Origin of the sequence: Bradyrhizobium sp. Ce-3 (genome assembly GCF_022835695.1) — a bacterium.
In the GTDB taxonomy this organism is placed as follows: domain Bacteria; phylum Pseudomonadota; class Alphaproteobacteria; order Rhizobiales; family Xanthobacteraceae; genus Bradyrhizobium.
The window spans coordinates 279,278-301,706 of record NZ_BQUV01000003.1 but is presented as its reverse complement, the minus strand read 5'-3'; the positions used below and the strand labels follow the sequence as shown (position 1 = coordinate 301,706).

Below are 22,429 nucleotides of genomic sequence, written 5' to 3'. Positions count from 1 at the left end.
CCAATCTGTCTATCTTTCTCAAGGAGCTACAAATGGAACCGGCAGCAGCAAAACTTATCGGCGCGGGCATCGCGTGCATCGGCATGGGCGGCGCGGGCGTCGGCGTCGGCATCATCTTCGGCAACTACCTCGCCGCTGCGGTGCGTAACCCCTCGGCCGCTCAGGGCCAGTTCGGCAACCTGATCTTCGGCTTCGCCGTGACCGAAGCGCTCGGCATCTTCTCGCTGCTGATCGCGCTGCTCCTGCTGTTCGTTCCGCTCTGAGCGGCACCCCGGTTCCGCTTCTTGCGGCAACCCCTTCGCGCCGCCCCAAGGGCGGCGCGCATGACAGCAACAGGAGAACACCATGGCTGAGAGTCATGGCGAGGCAAAAGGCCAGAAAGCCGGCGCCCACACCGAGGCCGATGGCGGACATCACGGCGGAGCCTTTCCGCCGTTCGATTCGTCCAACTTCGCCTCGCAGCTGGTCTCGCTGGCGATTGCATTTGTCGCGCTCTACCTGATCGTGTCGCGTATCGCCCTGCCGCGCGTCGGCGGGACGATCGATGCACGTCAGAACAAGATCGAGGGCGATCTGGCCGAGGCGCAGAAGCTGAAGGACGAGTCCGACGCGGCGCTGAAGGCCTATGAAACCGAGCTGGCGAATGCGCGTGCCAACGCGCAGGCGATCGGCAACGAGACCCGCGAGAAGCTGAACGCGGCCTCGGAAGCCGAGCGCAAGGCTCTGGAAGAGAAGCTGGCGGCCAAGCTCGTCGACGCCGAGAAGCAGATCGCAACGACCCGGACCAACGCCATGAGCAACGTCCGCGGCATCGCGGCGGATGCGGCCGGCGCCATCGTCCAGCAACTTGCCGGCGTCACGCCGGACGCCACGACGGTCAACAGCGCCGTCGACGCGTCGCTGAAGGGATAGACGATGTTTTACGAACCAGAAACCTGGGTTGCGATCGCCTTCGTCATTCTGCTGGTCGTGTTCGGCTACCTCGGCGTCCATCGCACCCTGCTGACGGCGCTCGACCACCGTGCCGAGCGCATCAAGGCCGAACTGGAGGACGCCCGCCGTCTGAAGGACGAGGCCAACAAGCTGCTCGGCGAGTACAAGGCGCGCCGGGCCAGTGCGGAGCGTGAGGCCCAGGACATCATCTCCAGCGCCAAGGCCGAAGCCGAGCGGATCGCGGCCGAAGCCAAGACCAAGATGGAAGATTTTGTCGCCCGGCGGACCAAGACCGCCGAGAGCAAGATCGCCCAGGCCGAGGCCCAGGCAGTGGCCGATGTCCGCGCCGCCGCAGCCAACGCCGCCGTGACCGCCGCCTCGACCATCCTGTCGCAGTCGGTCAAGGGCCCGGTTGCCGACGACCTCGTCGGCAAAGGCATCGCCGAAGTCCGCTCCAAGCTGAACTGACGCGATCTCAACACCTTCCAAAAAAGGCCGGCGCGAGCTGATCGCGCCGGCCTTTTTGTTTGTTCAGCGACGTCTCAATTCCAGCGGCCTCGCCGCGGTGGCGCTACTTCTTCTTGTGCGGGGCGCGGGGCTTGGACTCCGGCTTCAGGGCCTGCGGGTCGAAGCCGATATAGAAGACGTAATTGTCGTTGTCGGCCGGCGCCGGCGCCGGATAGACGATGTCCTCGGCGACCAGGCTGAACGGCACGCTGCCGCTCTCGTCCATCTGCACCGTGGTGGTGTAGGCCTTGGTCATGATCGTCTTCTCGCCGACGCCGCCCTGCACCACGGCGACGCGCAGCGGCACCTGAATGCTCGGCGGCGCGCCCTGGGGACCGACGATGATCCGCCCCTGGATACCGATCTTGGCCGTGATCTGGCCGCTGTTCAGATTGCATTGCCGCGCCGTGCGCGTGATCGAGGCCAGGAACTTGACGTCGTTGCCGACCGCTTCCTTGCCGTTGGCGGCCACGGAATAGGTCGAGGCCCCGGAGCGGATCTGCACCGGCGGACAGGTCAGCTCTGCGTCGGCGTCGTTGAGCTGCTGCGGCGCTGCGGGGGCGGCCGGCTTGTCCGAATCCGACGACCCGCCGCCGAACAGGCTCTTGAAGCGGTCGCTGAGCGACTGCGCGGAAGCCACTGACGGCAGCAGGGTGGCACCGAGACCGATCGATACCGCCGCCACGAGCGCGAACCTGATCACCCTGTCACCCATCAAAATCCTCAAATCTCCAAATCCGGTTCCCCGTTTCGCGGGCGTTATAGCAAGGCAATGGCGGCGAACCCAAGGCATCTCGGACCCAAGGCATCTGAAGACATCTAAGAGGCACCGGGGGAGGCCTGCCATCAGCCAATAGGCTGATGATTCAGCCGCGGAAATCCTCGTGCAGCAGGCCGAACAGCAGATGGTCCTGCCAGATCCCGTTGATGCAGAGATAGCGGCGCGCCAGACCCTCGCGGGTGAAGCCGCACTTCTCCAGCACCCGGATCGACGACGCATTGGACGGGATGCAGGCCGCCTCGATGCGGTGCAGATTGAGCTCGCCGAACAGCGAGGGCAGCAGCACCCGCAGCGCCGTCGTCATGTAGCCGCGATGGGCGTGCGGAAGGCCGACCCAATAGCCGATGGTGCCGGCCTGCACGATGCCGCGCCGCACATTGGCGAGCGTGATCCCGCCGATCATCACCCCGTCCGATTCGCGGAAGATGATGAACGGATAGGACCGGTCGGCGGCGATATCCTCGGTGTAGCGGCGCAGCCGGCGGCGGAAACCCGCGCGGGTCAGGTCGTCGGAGGGCCAGATCGGCTCCCATGGCGTGAGATAGGCGCGGCTGAATTCGCGCAGTTGCGCCCATTGCGGGAAGTCCGACATTTGCGGCGCGCGCAGCAAGAGCCCGTGACCGCGCGGCATCAGTGCAGCGGGTCCACTGGACGGCAAACGAAACAGGGCCATGGCCCAACACTCCCCCGCCCATTCGGGCGTGACACCCTACCCGCGAGCCTGCCGGCTCCCTAGTGCAGCAGCGTCTTTGCCTTCGACTTCGTCAATCCTTCCGCAAAAGCCACCGCCGTGTCCAGACCCCTTCCGCTGCCGAGCGCGACGACGGCGGGCCGGCTGCGCGCCAGCAGGGCGCGGGCGGCGTTGCGGCTCGATTCGACCGAGACCGCCTCGATCCGCGCCACCAGCTCTTCCACGGTCTGCGGCCGGCCATAGGCTAGCACATGACGCGCCAGCTGTTCGGCCCGGGATGAGCAGCTTTCCAGCGCCATCAGCAGGCCGGCCTTCATCTGCGCCTTGGCGCGGGCGACCTCGGCCTCGGTCAGGGTTTCGACCGCGTCATTGATGACGTCGACGATGACTTCCATCATTTCCGGCGCGTCGGCGGGATCGGTCCCGGTGTAGAGGCCGAAGAAGCCGGTGTCGGTATAGGGCGCGTGGAAGGTGTAGATCGAGTAGCACAGCCCGCGCTTCTCGCGCACCTCCTGGAACAGCCGCGACGACATCCCGCCGCCGAGCGTGTTGGTGAAGACCTGGAGCGAGAACAGCGACAGGTCGGTCTGCGGCACGCCTTCGAGCGCCAGCGTCAGATGCGCCTGCTCGAGATCGCGGTGCACCACGCGCGATCCGCCCTTGCCGAACATTGCGGCTTGCGGCTTTGGCGCCGGCGTGGCGTCGAAGCTCGCAAATTTCTGCGTGACGTCCTCGACGATACGCTGGTGATCGACGGCGCCGGCGGCGGCGACCACCATGTCGGGCGCGCGGTAATGCGTCGAGAGATAGCCGCGCAGCATGTCGCGGTCGAACGCCTTCAGCGTCTTGGCGGTGCCGAGCAGCGAGCGGCCCATCGGCTGGTCCGGATAGCAGAGCTCGTTGAGATGCTCGAACACGACGTCGTCGGGCGTATCCTGCGCCGCGCCGATCTCCTGCACGATGACGCTCTTCTCGCGCTCCAGCTCATCAGGCACGAAGGACGGATTGGCGAGGATGTCGGACAGCACGTCGAGCGCCAGCGGCACGTCCGCCTTCATCACCCGCGCATAATAGGCCGTGGTCTCGGTCGAGGTGCCGGCATTGAGATCGCCGCCGACCGCCTCGATCTCCTCGACGATCTCGCGCGAGGAGCGCCGCGCGGTGCCCTTGAACGCCATGTGTTCGAGCAGATGCGAGATGCCGTGCTCGTTCGGCTTCTCGTCGCGCCCGCCGACGCCGGCCCAGACCCCAAGCGCCGCGGTCTCCAGATGCGGCATGGTGTCGGTGACGACGGTCAGGCCGCTCGGCAGCTTGGTGATTTCAACGCTCATCAGGCGACTCCCTGCTTGGCGGCACGGCTGACCGACAGCACGAAGCGCTCGACCTCCGCAGAATCATTCTTCATGACCGTCATGTGTTCGGATTTGGTCATCAGGCCTCCGAGCCAGGCCGGCAGCTGCGGACGCACCCCGCAGGCGGCCTCGACCGCGTCGGGGAATTTGGCCGCGTGCGCGGTCGACAGCACGATGTTCGGGATCTTGGAATCCGAGGTGTCGCGGTCGGCGACCGCAAGCGCCACCGCGGTGTGCGGATCGACCAGATCGCCGGCCTCGCGCCAGGCGGCGCGGATCGCGGCGGCGGTCTCGGTCTCGTCGGCGCGGCCGGCGTCGAAATCGCGGCGCACCGCGGCCAGCGTCGCATCCGGCAGCACGAAGCGGCCGGACTGCTTCAGCGAGGCCATCAGGCGGCGGACCTGCTCGGCGTCGCGGCCGCTGGCCTCGAACAGCAGCCGCTCGAAATTCGAGGACACCTGGATGTCCATCGACGGCGACGCGGTGGCATGCACCTCACGCACCTCGTAGATGCCGGTCTTCAGCGTGCGCGGCAGGATGTCGTTGACGTTGGCGGCGATGCGCAGCCAACGGATCGGCAGCCCCATGCGCTTCGCCACGTAGCCCGCGAAGATATCGCCGAAATTGCCGGTCGGCACGGTGAAGTCGACCGTCCGCTGCGGCGCGCCGAGCGCGACCGCCGAGGTGAAGTAATAAACCACCTGCGCCACGATGCGCGCCCAGTTGATCGAGTTGACGCCCGACAGCGCCACCTGGTCGCGGAAGCGATGGTTGTTGAACATCTCCTTCACCAGCGCCTGGCAATCGTCGAACGTGCCTTCGATCGCCAGCGCATGGACGTTGGCGGCGCCCGTCGTCGTCATCATGCGACGCTGCACCTCGGAGATGCGCCCGTTCGGGAACAGCACCACGAGATCGACATTGTCGAGATTGGCAAAGGCTTCGACCGCGGCGCCGCCGGTATCGCCCGAGGTCGCGACCACGATGGTGGTGCGCTGCGCGCGCTTGGCCAGCACGTGATCCATCAGCCGCGAGATCAGCTGCATCGCGACGTCCTTGAACGCCAGCGTCGGTCCGTGGAACAGCTCGAGCAGGAACTGGTTCGGCCCGGCCTGATCGAGCGGCACCACCGCGGGATGGCGGAAGGTGGCGTAGGCCTCGTTGGCCATGCGGCCGAGCTCGGCATCGGAAATCTCGCCGGCGACGAACGGCCGGATGATCTCGACCGCGACCTCCCAATAGGGACGGCCGAACAGGCCGGCGATGGTCTCGTGCGACAATTGCGGCCAGGTCTCGGGCACGTAAAGCCCGCCGTCGCGGGCAAGCCCGGTCAGCATCACATCGCAGAAGCCAAGCACCGGGGCCTCACCCCGGGTCGAAGAATACCGCGTCAAACCGCCCTCCAAAGGCTTCGATCAGAGCCTTAAGCCTTTGATATCATGGAATTATCTAGTCCGCCGCATGCGAACCGGATGGGCTCACCATAGAAGATCGGACCGGCAATGGGTAGCCCGAAGCACGGGGCGCGGCGTCGCGTGGATGGTGTGTGGGGCTGTCTGCGAATTGACCGCCGTCCGCACCACATACACAACTGTCGTCCCGGCGAAGGCCGGGACCCATACTCCGCGGCTTGCGTTGTGAATGGGACTCGTCGTTCCAAGGTCGCACAACAATCGGCATTTGTGGTTATGGGTCCCGGCCTTCGCCGGGACGACACCCAGAATGTTGCACGGCTAGTGGGTCATACTTCGGCATTCTCGCGACATGTTTTGCCCGAGTTTTGCGTCTCGTTCCGCCCTCTCTCTTGAAGAGGGCGCAGGGAAAGCCGGGTGCCGATCGCACCCATGGGCCCCGTGCAAAAGGTAGAAAGCACGGGGGTAGGACCACAGGTGTAACCGGAGCAATCCGGCTTTCCCTGCGCGATGGGCTACGGCTTACTTCGTGCTCTCCCCGGCGAGACTGGGCTTGCTTGTCACCGTCTTCGCAACGCGCGACCTGCGCAATCGGAAAAGACACCTGCCACCAGGGCGTCAGGACCACACGACTTCGCCGTCCGCTATCCACGCGCATTCGTCAACTGCGCGCTCAGCGTCCACCGCATCTCGACCCGCGTTCGTGACGACCGCGAAGCGCCCCTCGTGTCGGGCGAGACGGGTGGACCATACACTGTGTCGCGCTTCGGATAAAGCGAAATATTTTCGATGCGGGGACTTGCGCCGTCGGGCAACTCAGTGGCACGCGCGCGCGTGAGGGACGCACCGGCTGAACGGCTCCCTCCCCCCTTGCGGGGGAGGGCTGGGGAGAGGGGTGCCACACGACGTGCACTCTCCGCATTCGTCTCGACGACGAGCACACGTCTCGCAAGGGCAATGCGTTCGGCAATCATCTCGCCCGGGGCCACCCCTCTCCCCACCCTCTCCCGCAGGGGGAGAGGGAGCCCGCGAGGCGTGCTCACCTCACATCGCGTGTGCGCCCCCTACCCTTTCGGCGGCGCCAGCGGCTGCACGATCTCCCGGAACGGCGGCAGCGCCTCGCACCGTGCCGCGTGCGCCTGCAGTGCCGGGTAGCGCGCGTCGAACAGATGCGGATGCGCCTCGCCGGTGAAGCGCAGCGCGCAGGCCACCGCGATGTCGGCATGGCCGATGCGATCACCCAGCCAATAAGGCGTCTGCACCGCGGCGCGCTCCTGCTCCAGCACCGTGAGCACGCGGGAAATCTGCCCCTCGCAGCGCTCGACCCACAGCTTGAGCTGCTCCTTGCGCAGCACCCGCTCGTAGACCAGGCTGACCGCCTTGTCGGCGAGCCCGGTCGCCAGCGCCATGATGCGCAGATGCTTGCGCCGCTCGATGCCCGAGCGCGCCAGCATCGCCCGCTCCGGCCCGACCAGCTCGTCGAGATAATCCAGGATCGCGCCGCTCTCGATCAGCGCCTCGCCGTCATCGAGCACCAGTGTCGGCACCCGCTGCACCGGATTATAGGCCGCAACCTTCTCGGCATCACCGAAGGTCGACCACGGCTTGTGCTCGAACGGCAATCCATAGAGCCGCAGCGCGATCGCGGTGCGGCGGACAAAGGGCGAGTCGTACTGGCCGATCAAAAACATCCATCATCTCGTCGGTCGTGCCGCAGTAGGCCGCTGCCGCGAAAGCAGGGCTTTCGAGGTGTGGCGGCCACGCCGGGGTCGGAGGTTGCGCTTTGCACCATCCTAGATGGCTCGCGCTGCATTGCAACCGGATCGTCATCCGGTCTGCGCGATGAGCTATTCAATCACCGGCACATGCCGCGCCACATCGCGCGGCAGTTTGCCGTCGAGCCTCGGATCATCGGCCACCTCGATCTGCCGCAGGAACGGGCGGAAGCCGGAGCGCTGATAGAACGCGATCGCGGAGGGATGATCGAAGGTGCAGGTGTGCACCCAGAAGCGGCCGATGTCGCGCGACCAGGCGATCTCCTGCGCGCGGTTCATCAGGAAGCGCGCGGCGCCGGTGCCGATGAATTTTGCGGTGACGCCGAAATAGAGCAGCTGGCATTCGCCTGATACGCTGAAGTCGAGCTCGAGCAGGCCTTCATCACGGCCATCGACGAGGAGTCCGTAGAGCTCGACACCGGACGCGTGGATTCGTGAGGCGAGATCCGCGTCGTCGATCCCGGTACGGGTGAACCACAGCCACTCCTCGCCGACGCGACGGTAGAGATCGCGATACCAGTCGAGCGCCGGCGGCTCGATCTTGCGCAGACGCCACGCGCCAAGCGGATCGTCGGCGAGCTGCGGCCGCGCGGTCATTTCCAGGTGTGTGACGACGGCTGCGATCTTGCCGTGGAGAATGTCGGAGTAACCGTCGGGCAACAGCATTCAGCGACCTTTGTTTCTGCTTGCCGGCCGGAGATATTCGCATGTCGCCTCAGATGCAATGCAACGCGGCGTAACAATGTTACCGATTTGTCAGTGGGGATTTGTGCGAATCAAGCGCTCGATGTGCAGAGGCCACCGGAGCAACCACCGTGTCGCGCCATCACACGCTGCCGCCGATCATCACTACGCCGCCGCCACCGAAGCCGAAACCCGCGCGGCGCCGGCGCGGCGTCGGTTATGCCTATGGCGCGGGTGCGGCTGACGAGGCCGCTGACATCGAGGACGGTGCGCCCGTGCGCAGCGCACCGATTGTCCCGCAGCATGCACGTCCGGTCGAGACCGTCGAGCGGCGTACACCGTCACCGCACGGCAAGCTCAGCGACGACACGTTGCGTGCGATGCTGGAAGTGCAGGAGCAGCTTGGAAGGTAGAGTGACGGCGCTTGCCGCATACTCGACGTCGTCCCGGCCTGGTGCGCAATTGCGCACCGGGGCCGGGACCCATTACCACAGGGTTGAGTTGTCGAAACGCGCTGTGGTCCCAGCATCGCAACACAATTTGCATTCGTGGTTATGGGTCCCGGCCTTCGCCGGGACGACGGCGGAGTTTGTGGCGCTGCCGGTGAGACCTCCCCTCACCTCGGCGTCAGCGTGATCGCCTCCGCTGTTGCCGCCTCCACGGCGCTACGGCTGTAGAGCAACGGGACGTACTGCCCCGTCGCCCACAGCGGCGCGAGGTCGCGGTAGTGGCCGCTGAAGGGATCGCCGGATTGGCCGGGGGTGTTGATGGTGCGGCTCGCATCCCAATTGCCGACATCGAGCACCATGCGGAACGAGGCGCCTGCGGTGAGATGATAGTCGGAGCGGCGATAGGTGGCGGCGCGCGGCACGTTGGCGGCGCCGCCATAGGCGAGCGGGCCGACCTGCATCTGGGCTGAGGTGGCCTTGTCGGCGAGCGGCATCAGCGCGTGATCGAACCTGGCGACGTGCAGGCGGCCCCAGCGCCACATGGACGCATCGCCCGCGAGCTTGTCGGTGACGTCAGCAACGGCCGCGCCGAGGCTGTCGCGCAGCACGCGGTCGCGCTCGCCTGCGGGATCGCCGCCGAGCGCGGCGTCGGGCTTCTCGAGATAGCCGACGATCGCGGAGATGCTGGAAGCCTCCGGCGCGATCAGCTCGGCCGCCTTCGGCGCCGTGGTCTTGAGCAGCACCGGGCCGAGGTGGTTGGCGATCCAGACCTCGTAGACCGCGGCGGCCGCGCTGTCCTCAGTGTCGCGTGCGTCCCACACCTTCAGGAGATCGAGGCCCTTCTTCACATTGGCATCGTCGGACGTGAGCGGCTTCAGCAATGCGACGAGGCGCCGCGCCAGCATGCCGGTGTCATCGTTCTGCAACGCCATCGCGTCCGCCAGCGTCACCTTGCTGTTGGCTTGCAGCACCTCGACGATGCGCTGCCAGCGCGCGCTGTCGGACCATTCGAAGCCGACCCGGCGCTCGTTGACCGGATAATCCGCCGGCAGGTTCATCTGGTTGGCGGTGGCGATGAAGCCCTGCTTCGGTTGATACAGCTTCGGCAATTCGTCGAGCGACAGAAAGCCCTGCCACTCGTAGCGGCCGTCGCCCGGCACCGGCATCAGCCCATCGAAGCTCAAGCGGCGCGGCGTCTTGCCTGCGGCGACCCAGCCGATATTGCCTGAGGTGTCGGCATAGACCTGGTTCTCCGACGGCGCGCCCCAGCGCCGCATCGCACCGAGGAAGCCGTTCCACGACTTCGCGGTCATGTAGTCGGACGAGCCGAAATAGGCCGAGGTGCCCGGCTCGAACCAGATCGAGCGCACCGCGAACGCATGCTTCTTGTCGGCGTCGACATAGATCACCGGGCCATGGCGGGTGAACTTCAGCTCGAGATCGCGATCGGCCTCGCCCTTCACCGCTTCCTTCTCGTGCACGATGCGCATGTCCTCCCAGCCCGTGCCGTAGCGGTACTGGTTCGGATTGTCAGGGTTGAGCTCGTAGACGTAGAGGTCTTCCTGGTCGACGTTGAAGATGGTGAGGCCGAAGGCGATGGTGTCGTTGTGGCCGATCGAGATGCCCGGCAGCGCCGGCTCGCCGGCGCCGATCACCGAAATGCCGGGCGCGTTGAGGCCGACGATGTAGCGCAGCGACGGCACCGAATGCTCGCGATGCGGATCGTTGGCGAGGATCGGCCGTCCGGTCGCGGTGCGCGAGGCCGCGATCACCCAGTTGTTGGAGCCGATGGTGTCGCGCTGCTGGTCGGCCTCGGCGAGATATGTGTCGGGATCATGCGCCAGTGCCGCCTTCTGGTCCTTCGGGCTTGCGAACTTCACCGGGCGCGTGGCGAGGTCGTAGGCCGCGAGCACGCCCTTCGGCACGCTGCAGGGATCGAGGCCATCGGGAATCTTCGTGGTCCAGTCCGGCTCCAGCTTGACGCGGAAGCGATCGGCATCGAGGCCGGCGGCGCAGGCCACCAGCGAACGCTTCACCTCGGAGGCGACGTTGCGCGTCAGGCCGTGGCTGCGCACGCGCACGACATCCTCCGCCGACCACAGGTCCGGCGTGGTACCCGCGATCCTGAACTCGATCGGCAGCGGACGCTTGCCCGCTTTGACGTCGGCGACATAGGCGTTGACGCCGGCGACGAAGGCTTCGGCATAGGTTTTCGCCTTCGGGCCGTAGGCGGCCCACTCCGCATTCATGTCGCCGTGATAGAGGAACAGCCGCAGCGCCTTGTCCTGCTCGGCATAGGCGGGCCCGAAATCCTTCGCCAGCAGGCCGAGGCCACGCTTGCGCCAGAGATCGATCTGCCAGAGCCGGTCGCGCGCGGCGTTGAAGCCTTGCAGGAAGAACAGGTCGTGCTCGTTGCCGGCATAGATGTGCGGGATGCCCCAGACATCGACCAGGATCTGGCCCGGCGCCTTCAGGCCGGCGACGTCGCTCTTGGCCTCGCGCGCCGCGACGAGCGCGCTCGGCTTCTCGCGCGCGGCGGCGGGTGCTGCGAGCATTGCGGTGCAGATCGCGGCGGTGAGTAGCTTGGTGACGCGGTTGAGATCCGTGTTCATGTTGTTCTCCGATGGTTGTTATTCTTGGTACGCGACTTGAGCCGGATTTTTTCCGGCGCTACTCCCCCTCGTCGCTCGCCAGCACGCCCTTCACGGCGCGGGCCCAGCCGGCGAGCTTGCGGTCACGGGTCGCCTCGCTCATCGCCGGCCGGAAGCGATGCTCGAGCCGCCAATTGTCGGCGAATTTCGCGGGCTCCGGATAGACGCCGGCGTCGAGGCCGGCGAGATAGGCGGCGCCGAGCGCCGTGGTCTCCTGGATCATCGGGCGATCGACCGGCGCGTTGAGCAGATCGGCAAGCCGCTGCATGGTCCAGTCGGACGCGGTCATGCCGCCATCGACCCGCAGCACGGTGTTGGCGGCATTCGCTTCCGGCCAGTCGGTGCGCATCGCGGCCCACAGATCGAAGGTCTGGTAGCAGACGCTCTCCAGCGTCGCATGCGCAAGCTCGGCCGGGCCGGTGTTGCGGGTGAGGCCGAACAGCGCGCCGCGCACGCGCGGATTCCAGTACGGCGCGCCCATGCCGACGAAGGCCGGCACCAGATAGACGCTCTGCATCGAGTCGGATTTGTCGGCGAGCGGCCCGGTCTCGGCGGCATGCTTGATGATGCCGAGCCCGTCGCGCAGCCACTGCACCGCAGAGCCGGCGACGAAGATCGAGCCTTCGAGCGCATAGGTGCGCTGGCCGCCGAGCTGGTAGGCGATCGTGGTGAGCAGCTTGTGCTTCGAAGCCACCGGCGTGGTGCCGGTGTTGAGCAGCGCGAAGCAGCCGGTGCCGTAGGTCGACTTCATCATGCCGGGCTCGAAGCAGGCCTGGCCGATGATCGCGGCCTGCTGGTCGCCGGCGATGCCGGAGATCGCGATCGGGCCGCCGAACAGATCCGCGGTGCTCTCGCCGAACCGCGCGGAGGAATCCTTCACCTCGGGCAGCATCGAGCGCGGCACGCGCAGCAGGTTGATCAGGTCGTCGTCCCAGGCGCCGGTATGGATGTTGAACAGCAGGGTGCGCGAGGCGTTGGTGGCGTCGGTGGCGTGCACCCGGCCGCCGGTGAGCCGCCACAAGAGATAGCAGTCGACGGTGCCGAACAGCAGCTCACCGCGTTCGGCACGTTCACGCGCGCCCGGCACGTGATCGAGGATCCAGGCGACCTTGGTGCCGGAGAAATAGGGGTCGATAATGAGACCGGTCTTGGCCGAGATCGCCGGCTCATGGCCTTCGCTTTTCAGTTTGGCGCAGATGTCGGCGGTGCGGCGGTCCTGCCAGACGATGGCGCGATGCACGGCTTGTCCCGTGGCGCGGTCCCACACCACGGTGGTCTCGCGCTGGTTGGTGATGCCGATCGCGGCGATGTCCTTGGCCTTGAGGCCGGCCTTCTCCAGCGCCTCGCGGCACACCATCACGGTCGAGGTCCAGATGTCCTCCGGCTCATGCTCGACCCAGCCGGAGGCCGGGAAATGCTGCGGAAACTCCTGCTGCGCGACCGCGGCGATGGAGATGTCGCTGCGAAACACCATCGCGCGCGACGATGTGGTGCCCTGATCGATGGCCAGCACGAAAGACATGAGCGTTTCCCTTGAGGCTTGGGTCGAGGCGCCAAGGGAGCGGATTACCGCGGCGAGGTCAAGATTGCTGGTGGCGGTGAGAGACCCATGGTCCTAAGGCGCGAGTGGCGCCACGCGCTCCCCCGTCGTCGTCCCGGCCAAGGCCGGGACCCATACTCCGCGGCGGTTGTTGTAGGCGGGACTCGTCATTCCGCGAGCGCGCGACAATGACCCTCGGTGGTTATGGGTCCCGGCCTTCGCCGGGACGACGCGGAATGCTTGGTGCCGCGCGCGATTCATGCACCTACGTTCTCTGACGTGCGCCAAGGGGCCCAGCGACGCGCCCGATCACATCGGCCGGTAGGTCCGCACGTCCGCCGGGACGTTGACGCCGATCTTGATCGCGCCGACCGAGCGGATGATGTCGTCGCCGAGCAGCTGGGCGAAGCAGGCATAGCCCCAGTCGTTCATGTGCAGGCCGTCGGCGGTGACGAAATCGTCGATCGGGATCGCCTGCTTCTCGTGCCAGTCGCGCATCACCTCGAAGCGCGGGAAGATGCCGACATGGCGAAGTGCTGCGATGCGGCCAAGCAGCTTCACCATGCCGCGCGCGCTTTCGGGACGCTCGGTGACCCGCGGCGAATATTGCGGATCGACCAGCACGACATCGGCGCCGTCGGCCTGGATGCGGGCCACGCCATCCTCGACCTGCCTGGCGGTCTCGCTGGGATCGAGGTTGCGCAGCACCGCGTTGGTGCCGACCTGCCAGATCACCATGTCGGGATGCACGTCGAGCACCTCGGTCTGCAACCGCTTCATCATCTCGGGCGCGTCCTCGCCGCCCTTGCCGCGGTTGAGCACGGTGATGTCGGCCGACGGATACTGCCGGCGCAGCTGCGCGGCGAGCCGGTTCGGATAGGTGAATTCCGGCGCCGACGAGCCATAGCCCTGGGTCGAGGACGAGCCGAACGCGATGATGACCACCGGCTTGCCGGCGGCGAGCTTGGCCGCGACATGCGGCAGCGATCCGGTCGAGTTCGGCACGCCCTTGGGCTGCTGACAGGGCACGCGATGGAAGATGTCGGTGGCGGATTTCGCGACCTGCTTCATCTTGTCGAGCGCCTTGGCCGCGACGCCGGGTTGCGGCTGCGGACTGGCGGCATCGGCCTCGATCGCGGCGGGCTTGCTCGTATCAGATCTTGCCAGATCAGGTCTTGCGGCCGCGGACTTGGTATCCGGCGAAAGCGCGGCATGCTGATCGGCCTGGCCGGTCTGCGCGCGCGACGGCACAACCGAGAGCGGCGCAAGCAGCAGGAGCGCCGCAACGGCGCACAGGCTTCGCCCTGAGAATGAGCGAAAAGGGAACGCAAAACGCATTTACTCTGCTTCCTTAATTCTGCTGCACCGGCCCGAGATGAGCCGCATCGATCACGAATTTCGCCAGTGCGCGGCCGAGACAGGCATGAACCTTCTTGGCCAGATCGACACCATGCGAGGTGCTGAACAGGTCAAAATATCCGGCGTCGCTCCACTGCTTCATAATCGCGAACCGGTCGAACAGCGGAACGTCGTGCTGCTGCGCCACCACCTTGATATTGTCGAGATATGGCGGTGCAGAGATCATCGTCTCCGTACGCGGGCTGTACTGCAGGTTGACCAGCACCACGTCGGTCCCGGCGGCCCGCAACGCAACAACGCCGTCGTTGATGGCGGTACGGAAATCGTCGGGATCGACTGCTCGCATAGCATCGACTGTTCCGGTCTGCCAGATAACCAAAGTAGGCTTTTTTGCTTCAACAAGCTTAACAAGGGTTCCCGCGGTCTCCTCGGCGGTGCTTTTTGCCTGTAATTCTACGGATAGATCGATCGTGGCCGACGGAAATGCCTCCTTCAGCGCCGCCTGCAGCGTGGCCGGATAGGCACTCGCCTCGTTGCCCGGAATGGTCGAGGAGCGGCTGCCGACCACCAGCACGTTGAGCGGCTGATTGGCCTTCACCGCATCGGTGACCTTCGGCAGCGAGCTCTCGCTCGACAGCAGATAAGCGGGCACGTCGCAGGGCGGCGCCGGTTGGGGCTGCTCGGGGGTGTCGCCGGCGCGCGCGGGGGCGGCCGCCAAACAGGCGGCCAGCAGCAACAGGCCCAGCATCGTCCGCGCGGACTTCATGCTCCCCCTCCCGCCAGATCGGCGTTGCCGGCGGCGCCTTTTTTCGAGGCGCCTTTGTCGGCGGAGTGCTTGTACCACGAAATAATCCACGCCATGCCGCACATGATGAGGATGCCGCAGACGCTGATCAGGGCGTGCAGTGCGGCACCGCCCGAGACTTCGGCAAGCACGAAGTGTCCGGCAAAGGCGAGGAAGACCCCGAGGCAGAATATCTCAAGCGAATGCTGGCCACACAGGATCAATGGTCGCAGCCAGCGCGATTTCAAGCCCGGCCAATCCCGGGGCAGGAAGCGCACGGTGAGGGCTGCGAGCGCCAGGAAGTGCGCAAACCGCAACACGTCCAGGTCGGTCTTGTTGATCGGATACATCCATTGCTCGATCACCTTCGGCATGATGTGGCCGAGCTGCGGCACGTACCAGGTCAGGGTCACGAAGAACGCGGCGACCAGGTAGGCGATGCAGATCCACATCGTGATGTTCGACGACAGGATGCGCGACATCCGCCGCGCGCCGCCGAGCGCGCACCAGGCGCCGAACACGAACAGCAATTGCCAGGCGAACGGATTGAACGCCCAGAAGCCGTTCGGATAGGCCGAGAGATAAAGATCGAACTGCCAGGTCAGCGCGTAGAGCAGGACCGACAGGCCGAGCGTGACGTCGGGCTTCCACTTCATCAGCCACAGGATCAGCGGCAGGAACAGCATCAAGACGATATAGAGCGGCAGCACGTCCATGTTGACGGGGCGGAAGCGCAGCAGCAGCGCCTGCACGATGGTGACATCGGGCTGCTTGAGGAAGTCCATGATCCCCATCTCTTCCGAGTAGAGCGGGTTCTCGAACGAGGTCGCGACATAGGAGATCTCGGCGAGGAAGATCGTGAACAGGAAGACATGCGCGACATAGATCTGCCAGACCCGGCGCAGGATGCGCGCGGTCGCGATCACGAAGCCGCCCTCCAGCATCGCGCGGCCATAGACGAAGGCCGCGGTGTAGCCGGAGATGAAGATGAAGATCTCGGTGGCGTCGGAGAAGCCGTAGTTGCGGATCGTCAGCCAGGTCAGAAGATTGGTCGGCAGATGATCGATGAAGATCAGCCACAGCGCGAGCCCGCGGAACAGATCGAGCCGGAGTTCGCGCTCACCGGTCGCCGGCAGCGTGATCGCGGGCGCAGCGACCTTCACCTCGGCCTTGGCCTCGGCTTTGGCCTCGGTTTTGGCGTCAGCCACCGGTGAACCGGCTATGGGATCGGCAATCGAGCTCATCAAACACCGTGTCGGCCGCGAACGCCCCGCGTGCCCAGCTGAAAACATACTATGCGCCCACGACTTCCTGAGAAAGCCTTGCCGACAAAGCGTGCGGCGACATGCGGCCGCGCCTTAGAGCGGAACTATGTTGAAAGCGCGATGAACGGCCTCGGCCCGGCTTTTCACGGCCCGGCAGGCGATTGGTTCCGGCGGACCAATTGGTTATGATGGCGCATGTTTGAGCGTGATCCGGTCGACAACGGATCACGCGCCAAGACCATCGGATTGAGCCGTATGTACCGCGCCGTTACCCGCCAGATCGAAGTCACCGTCGAGCCGAACTTCATGCCGGAGCGCTCGTCGGTCGACCGGCGCGAATATTTCTGGTCGTACAAGATCGTGATCGTCAATTCGGGCCCGGAAACGGTGCAGCTGCGCACGCGGCACTGGATCATCACCGACGCCACCGGGCGCCGCCAGGAGGTGCGGGGCGAGGGCGTGGTCGGCGAGCAGCCGGTGCTCGCGCCCGGCGAGCGCTTCGAATACACCTCCGGCGTGCCGCTGCCGACCGCCTCCGGCTTCATGACCGGCAGCTACCAGATGGTCACCGAAGCCGGCGAGCGCTTCGAGATCGACGTGCCGACGTTCTCGCTGGACAGCCCGAGCCCGGATGGAAAAAGGGTGCTGAACTAGCGCCTGCGTAGCCCGGATGGAGCAAAGCGCAATCCGGGGCAGGTGCATCCGCGGTTGGAGCGGCCCCGGATTTCGCTGCGCTTCATCCGGGCTACTATGACGAACGCGCCTACTCGACGCCGGCCTCTTCCGGCGTGAACTCGTAGACCGACGAGCAGAACTCGCAGGTCACCACGACCTTGCCGTCCTTGACCATCTCGGCGCGATCGTTCGCCGCAAAGCTCTTCAGCATCGAGGACACCGCATCGCGCGAGCAGGAGCACTGCGCGCGCAGCGGTTGCGGGTTGAAGACGCGGACGCCACGCTCGTGGAAGAGGCGGTACAACAGCCGCTCGCCGGAGAGATCCGGATCGATCAGCTCGACATCCTCCACGGTCGAGATCAGCGACTGGCCCTCGACCCAGGCATCGTCGTCCGGCACCGAGTGCGTGACCGTGCCCTCCGGCGCATCGCCGGGATGCAGATCGGCCTGCTTGGCGCGCTCGGGCGCCTTGGGCAGGAATTGCAGCAGGATGCCGCCGGCACGCCAGTGCAGCTTGCCGCCTTCGCCGCCGCGCATCTCCTCGCCGACCGCAAGCCGCACCCGGGTCGGGATCTGCTCCGAGCGCAGGAAATATTCGTGGGCCGCCTCTTCGAGGCCGCCGCCGTCGAGCGCGACCAGTCCCTGGTAGCGGCTGGTGTTGGAGCCCTGATCGATCGTCATCGCCAGGTGGCCCTTGCCGAGCAGCTCGCCCGAGGTTTGCCCCGGCTTGAGCTGCGCGGCGTCGTAACGCGCATAGGCGCGCAGCCGGTCGGGCGCCTGGAAATCGACGATCAGGAGCGACACCGGACCTTCGGTCCGGGTCTGCAGGATGAAGCGGCCCTCGAACTTGACCGACGAGCCGAGCAGCGTGGTCAGCACGATGGCCTCGCCGAGCAGCTTGCCGACTGCCGGCGGATAATCGTGCTTGTGCAGGATCTCGTCGAGCGCGGGGCCGAGCCGGGTCAGCCGGCCGCGCAAATCCAGCGCGCCGACCTCGAAGGCCAGCACGGCATCGTCGACAGGAACCGAAGACGGCGCGCGAATGGGCGTCTCGGGCGTGATTTTGATGTCGGGGGATTGTGAAACCATGGCGCTCTATCTGGGGTCTCGGACCATGAAATAAAGGGGTTCACTCAAACCGATCTATCCGTCGTCCCTGCGAAAGCAGGGACCCATGACCACGGGATTTTGTCGCGGCACAAGGCGTCTCCCCTTGTGCCGCCTCCACAGGCCGCGGCGTATGGGTCCCTGCTTTCGCAGGGACGACGGCATTGATGTCGTCGACTACGCGACCGCGTCGAAACACCAGGCCAGAATGCCCTTCTGCGCATGCAGGCGGTTTTCCGCCTCGTCGAACACCACGGATTGCGGGCCGTCGATCACCTCGTCGGTGACCTCCTCGCCGCGATGCGCGGGCAGGCAGTGCATGAACAGCGCGTCCGGCTTGGCGAGCGACATCAGCTTGGCATTGACCTGATAGGGCCGCAGCACGTTGTGGCGGTGCTCGCCCTCCTTGTCGCCCATCGACACCCAGGTGTCGGTGACGACGCAGTCGGCGCCGCGCACGGCGGCTTCCGGATCGGTGCCGAGCATGATCGGCGCGCTGGTCGCCTTGATCCAGTCGCGCATCGGCTTCTTCGGCGAGAGCTCCGGCGGCGTCGCGATGTTGAGCTGGAACTTGAACCGCTCGGCGGCATGCGCCCAGGAGGCCAACACGTTGTTGTCGTCGCCGGTCCAGGCCACCGTCTTGCCCTCGATCGAGCCGCGATTTTCCTCGTAGGTCATGAGGTCGGCCATCACCTGGCAGGGATGCGAACGCCGGGTGAGGCCATTGATCACGGGCACGGTGGCATGCGCGGCGAGCTCGAGCAGCGCGTCATGGTTGAGGATGCGGATCATGATCGCATCGACATAGCGCGACAGCACCCGCGCGGTGTCGGCGATGGTCTCGCCGCGGCCGAGCTGCATCTCGGCGCCGGTCAGCATGATCGATTCACCGCCGAGCTGACGCATGCCGACGTCGAACGACACCCTGGTGCGGGTCGACGGGCGCTCGAAGATCATCGCCAGCGTCTTGCCTTCGAGCGGCTTCCGGCCCTTTTCATGCGCCTTCAGCTTCGCCTTCATGGCGGCTCCGGCCGAGAGCATGTTGCGCAGCTCGCCGAGCGGCAGCTCGTTGATATCGAGGAAGTGGCGGACCGGCTTGCTCATTATCCAGCCGCCTTCTTCGGCTGCGCCGCCGATAGCACGGAGCAGGCGCGCTCGAGCGAGCCGATCGACTGATCGATCTCGGCTTCGGTCACGATCAGGGGCGCCAGGAACCGGACCACATTGTCGCCGGCGCCGACGGTGAGCAGCTTCTCGTTGCGCAGCGCGACGATCAGATCGCCCGACGGCACCACGGCCTTGACGCCGATCAACAGGCCCTCGCCGCGCACCTCCGACAGCACGCCGGGATAGCGGTCGACGACGGACGCGAGCTTCTGCTTGAGCAGCAGCGACATCTTCTGCACGTGATCGAAGAAGCCGGGCTTCAGCATGACGTCGAGCACGGCATTGGCGGCGGCGACCGCGAGCGGATTGCCGCCGAAGGTCGAGCCATGCGAGCCCGGCGCCATGCCGGCCGCAGCCTGCGCGGTCGCCAGCACCGCACCGATCGGGAAACCGCCGCCGAGCGCCTTGGCCAGCGACATCACGTCCGGCGTGACGCCGGTGCGCTTGTAGGCGAACAGCTCGCCGGTGCGGCCCATGCCGGTCTGCACCTCGTCGAAGGCGAGCAACAGGCCATGTTCGTCACACAGCGCGCGCAGGGCCTTGAAGAACGCCTGCGGCGCCGAGCGCACGCCGCCCTCGCCCTGCACCGGCTCGATCAGGATGCCGGCGGTGTGCGGGCCGATCGCCTTCTTCACCGCCTCGATGTCGCCATGCGGCACCTGGTCGAAGCCGTCCATCGGCGGACCGAAGCCTTCGAGATATTTCGCCGAGCCGGTCGCAGCCAGCGTGCCCAGCGTGCGGCCATGGAAGGCGCCTTCGAAGGTGATGATGCGGTAGCGCTCGCCATGCCCCTTGGAGAAGTGATGGTGGCGGACCAGCTTGATCACGCCCTCCATCGCTTCCGCGCCGGAATTGCAGAAGAACACGAAGTCGGCAAAGCTCTGCTCGCAGAGCCGCGCTGCCAGCACCTCGCCGTCCGGGCTCTTGAACAGGTTCGACATGTGCCAGAGCTTGGTCGCCTGCTCCTGCAGCGCCTTGACCAGATGCGGATGCGCATGCCCGAGCGCGTTCACCGCGACGCCCGAGGTGAAATCGAGATAGCGGTCGCCGTTGGTTGCGATCAGCCAGGCGCCCTCACCGCGCTCGAAGCCGAGATCGACCCTGGCGAAGACGGGAAGCAGATGCGACGAGGCGTTGGTCATGGCGTTCACTGCCGGTTTGAGACCGACAATTGCCGCGCGGCTTGACGCCAGCGCAGCAACGGCCAGCTTCGGAAAACAAAACGGCCGCCTTTGCGGGCGGCACGTGGCGGGCATTCTATGCTGCGGTCAGGCAGTGTCAATCGCCGGGAGCCGGCCTTCCTGCGATGCGAAGCAAGCGCAATCCGGAGCATTCCGGTGCGGTGGAAAAGCCTCATAGCAATGCTTAACTTTGTGGGAACATGTGGACGCACGGCCGCGGACTCTTGCGCCTGAGTCACGCCATATTGTAGCGTTTGGCCTGTCGGGTACGACATCTCGTGCGGCAGTACTGGACCCCTTAAGTAGCCTTTGTGTCTCGCGTAAACGTTCGGGCGCAACACCGTGCCCGGCGAGGGCTAAGGGATTCTGGCCGCAGGGATATTTGTCCAGATTGGCTCGCAGCGCCGCTCCGATGACTGGCCGGCGCCATGCGAAAGGAAGAATGCGATGACGGTATTGACCTGGTCCGACGATCGCGTCGAGCAGCTGAAGAAGCTCTGGGAGTCTGGCCTTTCGGCCAGCCAGATCGCAGCGGAACTTGGCAATGTGACGCGAAACGCCGTGATCGGCAAAGTGCACCGGCTCGGCCTGTCCGGTCGCGCCAAGGCACCCTCCACGGCGGCGCCGCGGCAGCGCAAGGCGCGCCCGGCCCAGCACATGATGCGGGTGGCGCGCCCGGTCTCACGCGGCAACACCGCGCTCGCGCACGCCTTCGAGGTCGAGATGGAGCCCGATCCGATCTCCTTCGACAATGTGGTGCCGATGAGCCAGCGGCTGTCGCTGCTCGAGCTCAACGAGGCCACCTGCCACTGGCCGGTCGGCGACCCCTCGAGCCCGGAATTCTTCTTCTGCGGCGGCAAGGCGCTCGCCGGCCTGCCCTATTGCGCGCATCACTCGCGCGTCGCCTACCAGCCCGCCGCCGATCGCCGCCGGCCGTCGAACAAGCCGCAGATCAAGTAGCACTCGGGAAACTAGCCTGGACTGCAAAACAAATCCCCGCGCAAGCGGGGATTTTTTTGTGACGCGTAGCCCGGATGAAGCGAAGCGCAATCCGGGACCCCTCGCGCAACGGGGAGAGCTGCCCCGGATTACGCTTCGCTCCATCCGGGCTACGGCTACATCACCGGCGTCGTCCCGGCGCAGGCCGGGACCTATAACCATCGACGCGAGTGGTTAAGGCGGGCTGCGGCAACAGCGCATTCAAGCAAAAAAAGAACGGTGGTTATGGGTCCCGGCTTTCGCCGGGACGACGTGACGTTGTGACTTGAGATTACCTCACGACAGCTACGGCTGCGGCTCGGCCTTCGCGAACCGGTCGTCGAGCGCGTAGCCGGCGCCGCGCACGGTGCGGATCGGATCCTGCTCGCGGCCCGGATTGAGCAGCTTGCGCAGGCGGCCGATATGCACGTCCACGGTGCGCTCGTCGATGTAGATGTCGCGGCCCCAAACGCTGTCGAGCAGCTGCTCGCGGCTGAACACGCGGCCGGGATGCTCGAGGAAAAATTCAAGCAAACGATATTCGGTTGGACCGAGATCGATCGGACGGCCCGAGCGCGCCACGCGGCGCTTCTCGCGATCGAGCTCGATATCGCCATAGGTCAGTACGGTTGCCAGCCGCTCCGGGCTGGCGCGGCGCAGCAAGCCCTTCACCCGCGCCAGCAATTCCGGCACCGAGAACGGCTTGACGATGTAGTCGTCGGCGCCGGTGGCAAGGCCGCGCACCCGCTCGCTCTCCTCGCCGCGCGCGGTCAGCATGATGATCGGAAGCTGCTTGGTCTCGGGCCGCGCCCGCAGGCGGCGGCATAGCTCGATGCCGGACAGGCCCGGCAACATCCAGTCGAGCACCACGAGGTCGGGAACGCGCTCCTTCAGGCGGGTATCGGCGTCGTCGCCGCGCCCCACCGTCTCGACATCGTAGCCTTCCGCATCGAGGTTGTAGCGCAACAGCGTCGTCAGCGCTTCCTCGTCTTCGACTACCAGAATGCGTGCGCTCATCGGTTTAAGTTCTTTCTCTGTGGTGATCCGTTGCCCAGACGCAAACCGAAACGCTTACCTTCTTGAGCATAATCCCTGCGGAAACGGCTTGTCGCGAAGACAGTCCGGTCCCGCGCTTGC

General features: G+C 65.9%; 21 protein-coding genes. 6 read left to right on the top strand and 15 right to left on the bottom strand.

Annotated elements, in window-relative coordinates; all coding sequences use genetic code 11:
* The first annotated feature begins 32 nt into the window (after window positions 1-32).
* From BRSPCE3_RS12455 to BRSPCE3_RS12445, 3 genes are all read left to right on the top strand, one after another.
* Window positions 33-263, top strand: a complete 231-nt coding sequence (locus BRSPCE3_RS12455; protein WP_016847054.1) for a F0F1 ATP synthase subunit C — start codon at window positions 33-35, stop codon at window positions 261-263.
* 82 nt (window positions 264-345) lie between these two features.
* The gene (locus tag BRSPCE3_RS12450; protein WP_244066104.1) at window positions 346-912 is read left to right on the top strand and encodes a F0F1 ATP synthase subunit B; all 567 of its coding nucleotides are present in this window, start codon (window positions 346-348) and stop codon (window positions 910-912) included.
* Window positions 913-915: 3 nt separating this feature from the next.
* On the top strand, window positions 916-1,401 hold the full coding sequence (locus BRSPCE3_RS12445) for an ATP F0F1 synthase subunit B (protein WP_244066103.1): 486 nt from the start codon (window positions 916-918) through the stop codon (window positions 1,399-1,401).
* 103 nt (window positions 1,402-1,504) lie between these two features.
* Here BRSPCE3_RS12445 and BRSPCE3_RS12440 read toward each other — a convergent pair whose 3' ends face one another.
* From BRSPCE3_RS12440 to BRSPCE3_RS12415, 6 genes are all read right to left on the bottom strand, one after another.
* Window positions 1,505-2,155 (bottom strand): hypothetical protein, encoded by a 651-nt coding sequence (locus tag BRSPCE3_RS12440; RefSeq protein ID WP_244066102.1) that lies wholly within the window; start codon window positions 2,153-2,155, stop codon window positions 1,505-1,507.
* Between the two features lie 151 nt (window positions 2,156-2,306).
* A complete protein-coding gene (locus BRSPCE3_RS12435; protein WP_029079870.1) occupies window positions 2,307-2,894 on the bottom strand; it encodes a GNAT family N-acetyltransferase in 588 nt (195 codons plus the stop codon).
* Between the two features lie 59 nt (window positions 2,895-2,953).
* A complete protein-coding gene (locus BRSPCE3_RS12430; RefSeq protein WP_244066100.1) occupies window positions 2,954-4,243 on the bottom strand; it encodes a pitrilysin family protein in 1,290 nt (429 codons plus the stop codon).
* Window positions 4,243-5,658 (bottom strand): threonine synthase, encoded by a 1,416-nt coding sequence (gene thrC, locus BRSPCE3_RS12425; protein WP_244066099.1) that lies wholly within the window; start codon window positions 5,656-5,658, stop codon window positions 4,243-4,245. The genes BRSPCE3_RS12430 and thrC overlap by 1 nt, the downstream gene beginning before the upstream one ends.
* 1,082 nt (window positions 5,659-6,740) lie before the next feature.
* On the bottom strand, window positions 6,741-7,367 hold the full coding sequence (locus tag BRSPCE3_RS12420; RefSeq protein ID WP_244066098.1) for a glutathione S-transferase family protein: 627 nt from the start codon (window positions 7,365-7,367) through the stop codon (window positions 6,741-6,743).
* Window positions 7,368-7,523: 156 nt separating this feature from the next.
* Window positions 7,524-8,117 (bottom strand): N-acetyltransferase, encoded by a 594-nt coding sequence (locus BRSPCE3_RS12415; protein WP_244066097.1) that lies wholly within the window; start codon window positions 8,115-8,117, stop codon window positions 7,524-7,526.
* 149 nt (window positions 8,118-8,266) lie between these two features.
* Here BRSPCE3_RS12415 and BRSPCE3_RS12410 point away from each other — a divergent pair, with 149 nt between their 5' ends.
* Window positions 8,267-8,548 (top strand): hypothetical protein, encoded by a 282-nt coding sequence (locus BRSPCE3_RS12410; protein ID WP_244066096.1) that lies wholly within the window; start codon window positions 8,267-8,269, stop codon window positions 8,546-8,548.
* 203 nt (window positions 8,549-8,751) lie between these two features.
* On the opposite strand, the gene BRSPCE3_RS12405 is transcribed toward BRSPCE3_RS12410, so the two are convergent.
* The 5 genes from BRSPCE3_RS12405 to BRSPCE3_RS12385 all read right to left on the bottom strand — a co-directional run bounded on the left by BRSPCE3_RS12405 (window position 8,752) and on the right by BRSPCE3_RS12385 (window position 16,162).
* Window positions 8,752-11,196, bottom strand: coding sequence for a penicillin acylase family protein (locus BRSPCE3_RS12405; RefSeq protein ID WP_244066095.1), 2,445 nt, complete (start codon window positions 11,194-11,196; stop codon window positions 8,752-8,754).
* Between the two features lie 58 nt (window positions 11,197-11,254).
* Window positions 11,255-12,757 (bottom strand): glycerol kinase GlpK, encoded by a 1,503-nt coding sequence (gene glpK / locus BRSPCE3_RS12400; protein ID WP_244066094.1) that lies wholly within the window; start codon window positions 12,755-12,757, stop codon window positions 11,255-11,257.
* A 327-nt stretch (window positions 12,758-13,084) separates the two neighbouring features.
* On the bottom strand, window positions 13,085-14,113 hold the full coding sequence (locus BRSPCE3_RS12395; RefSeq protein ID WP_244066093.1) for an SGNH/GDSL hydrolase family protein: 1,029 nt from the start codon (window positions 14,111-14,113) through the stop codon (window positions 13,085-13,087).
* 13 nt (window positions 14,114-14,126) lie between these two features.
* Window positions 14,127-14,900, bottom strand: a complete 774-nt coding sequence (locus tag BRSPCE3_RS12390) for an SGNH/GDSL hydrolase family protein (RefSeq protein WP_244066091.1) — start codon at window positions 14,898-14,900, stop codon at window positions 14,127-14,129.
* Window positions 14,897-16,162, bottom strand: coding sequence for an OpgC domain-containing protein (locus BRSPCE3_RS12385; protein ID WP_244066090.1), 1,266 nt, complete (start codon window positions 16,160-16,162; stop codon window positions 14,897-14,899). The genes BRSPCE3_RS12390 and BRSPCE3_RS12385 overlap by 4 nt, the downstream gene beginning before the upstream one ends.
* Window positions 16,163-16,438: 276 nt before the next feature.
* On the opposite strand from BRSPCE3_RS12385, the gene apaG reads away from it, so the two are divergent.
* Window positions 16,439-16,837 carry a Co2+/Mg2+ efflux protein ApaG gene (apaG, locus tag BRSPCE3_RS12380; protein ID WP_146988385.1) on the top strand — a complete coding sequence of 133 codons (399 nt, stop codon included), beginning with the start codon at window positions 16,439-16,441 and terminating at the stop codon, window positions 16,835-16,837.
* Between the two features lie 109 nt (window positions 16,838-16,946).
* On the opposite strand, the gene BRSPCE3_RS12375 is transcribed toward apaG, so the two are convergent.
* From BRSPCE3_RS12375 to BRSPCE3_RS12365, 3 genes are all read right to left on the bottom strand, one after another.
* Entirely contained in the window at window positions 16,947-17,948 is a 1,002-nt protein-coding gene (locus BRSPCE3_RS12375; RefSeq protein WP_244066089.1) for an Hsp33 family molecular chaperone, read from the bottom strand.
* A gap of 195 nt (window positions 17,949-18,143) precedes the next feature.
* Entirely contained in the window at window positions 18,144-19,070 is a 927-nt protein-coding gene (gene argF / locus BRSPCE3_RS12370) for an ornithine carbamoyltransferase (protein ID WP_244066088.1), read from the bottom strand.
* Window positions 19,070-20,275 (bottom strand): aspartate aminotransferase family protein, encoded by a 1,206-nt coding sequence (locus BRSPCE3_RS12365; RefSeq protein ID WP_244066086.1) that lies wholly within the window; start codon window positions 20,273-20,275, stop codon window positions 19,070-19,072. Before BRSPCE3_RS12365 ends, argF begins: the two co-directional genes overlap by 1 nt.
* Window positions 20,276-20,761: 486 nt before the next feature.
* On the opposite strand from BRSPCE3_RS12365, the gene BRSPCE3_RS12360 reads away from it, so the two are divergent.
* On the top strand, window positions 20,762-21,274 hold the full coding sequence (locus BRSPCE3_RS12360; RefSeq protein WP_244066085.1) for a GcrA family cell cycle regulator: 513 nt from the start codon (window positions 20,762-20,764) through the stop codon (window positions 21,272-21,274).
* 324 nt (window positions 21,275-21,598) lie between these two features.
* Here BRSPCE3_RS12360 and phoB read toward each other — a convergent pair whose 3' ends face one another.
* Window positions 21,599-22,309: a phosphate regulon transcriptional regulator PhoB gene (gene phoB / locus BRSPCE3_RS12355; protein WP_016844067.1), complete on the bottom strand. Its 711-nt coding sequence runs from the start codon at window positions 22,307-22,309 to the stop codon at window positions 21,599-21,601.
* Between the last annotated feature and the right edge of the window lie 120 nt (window positions 22,310-22,429).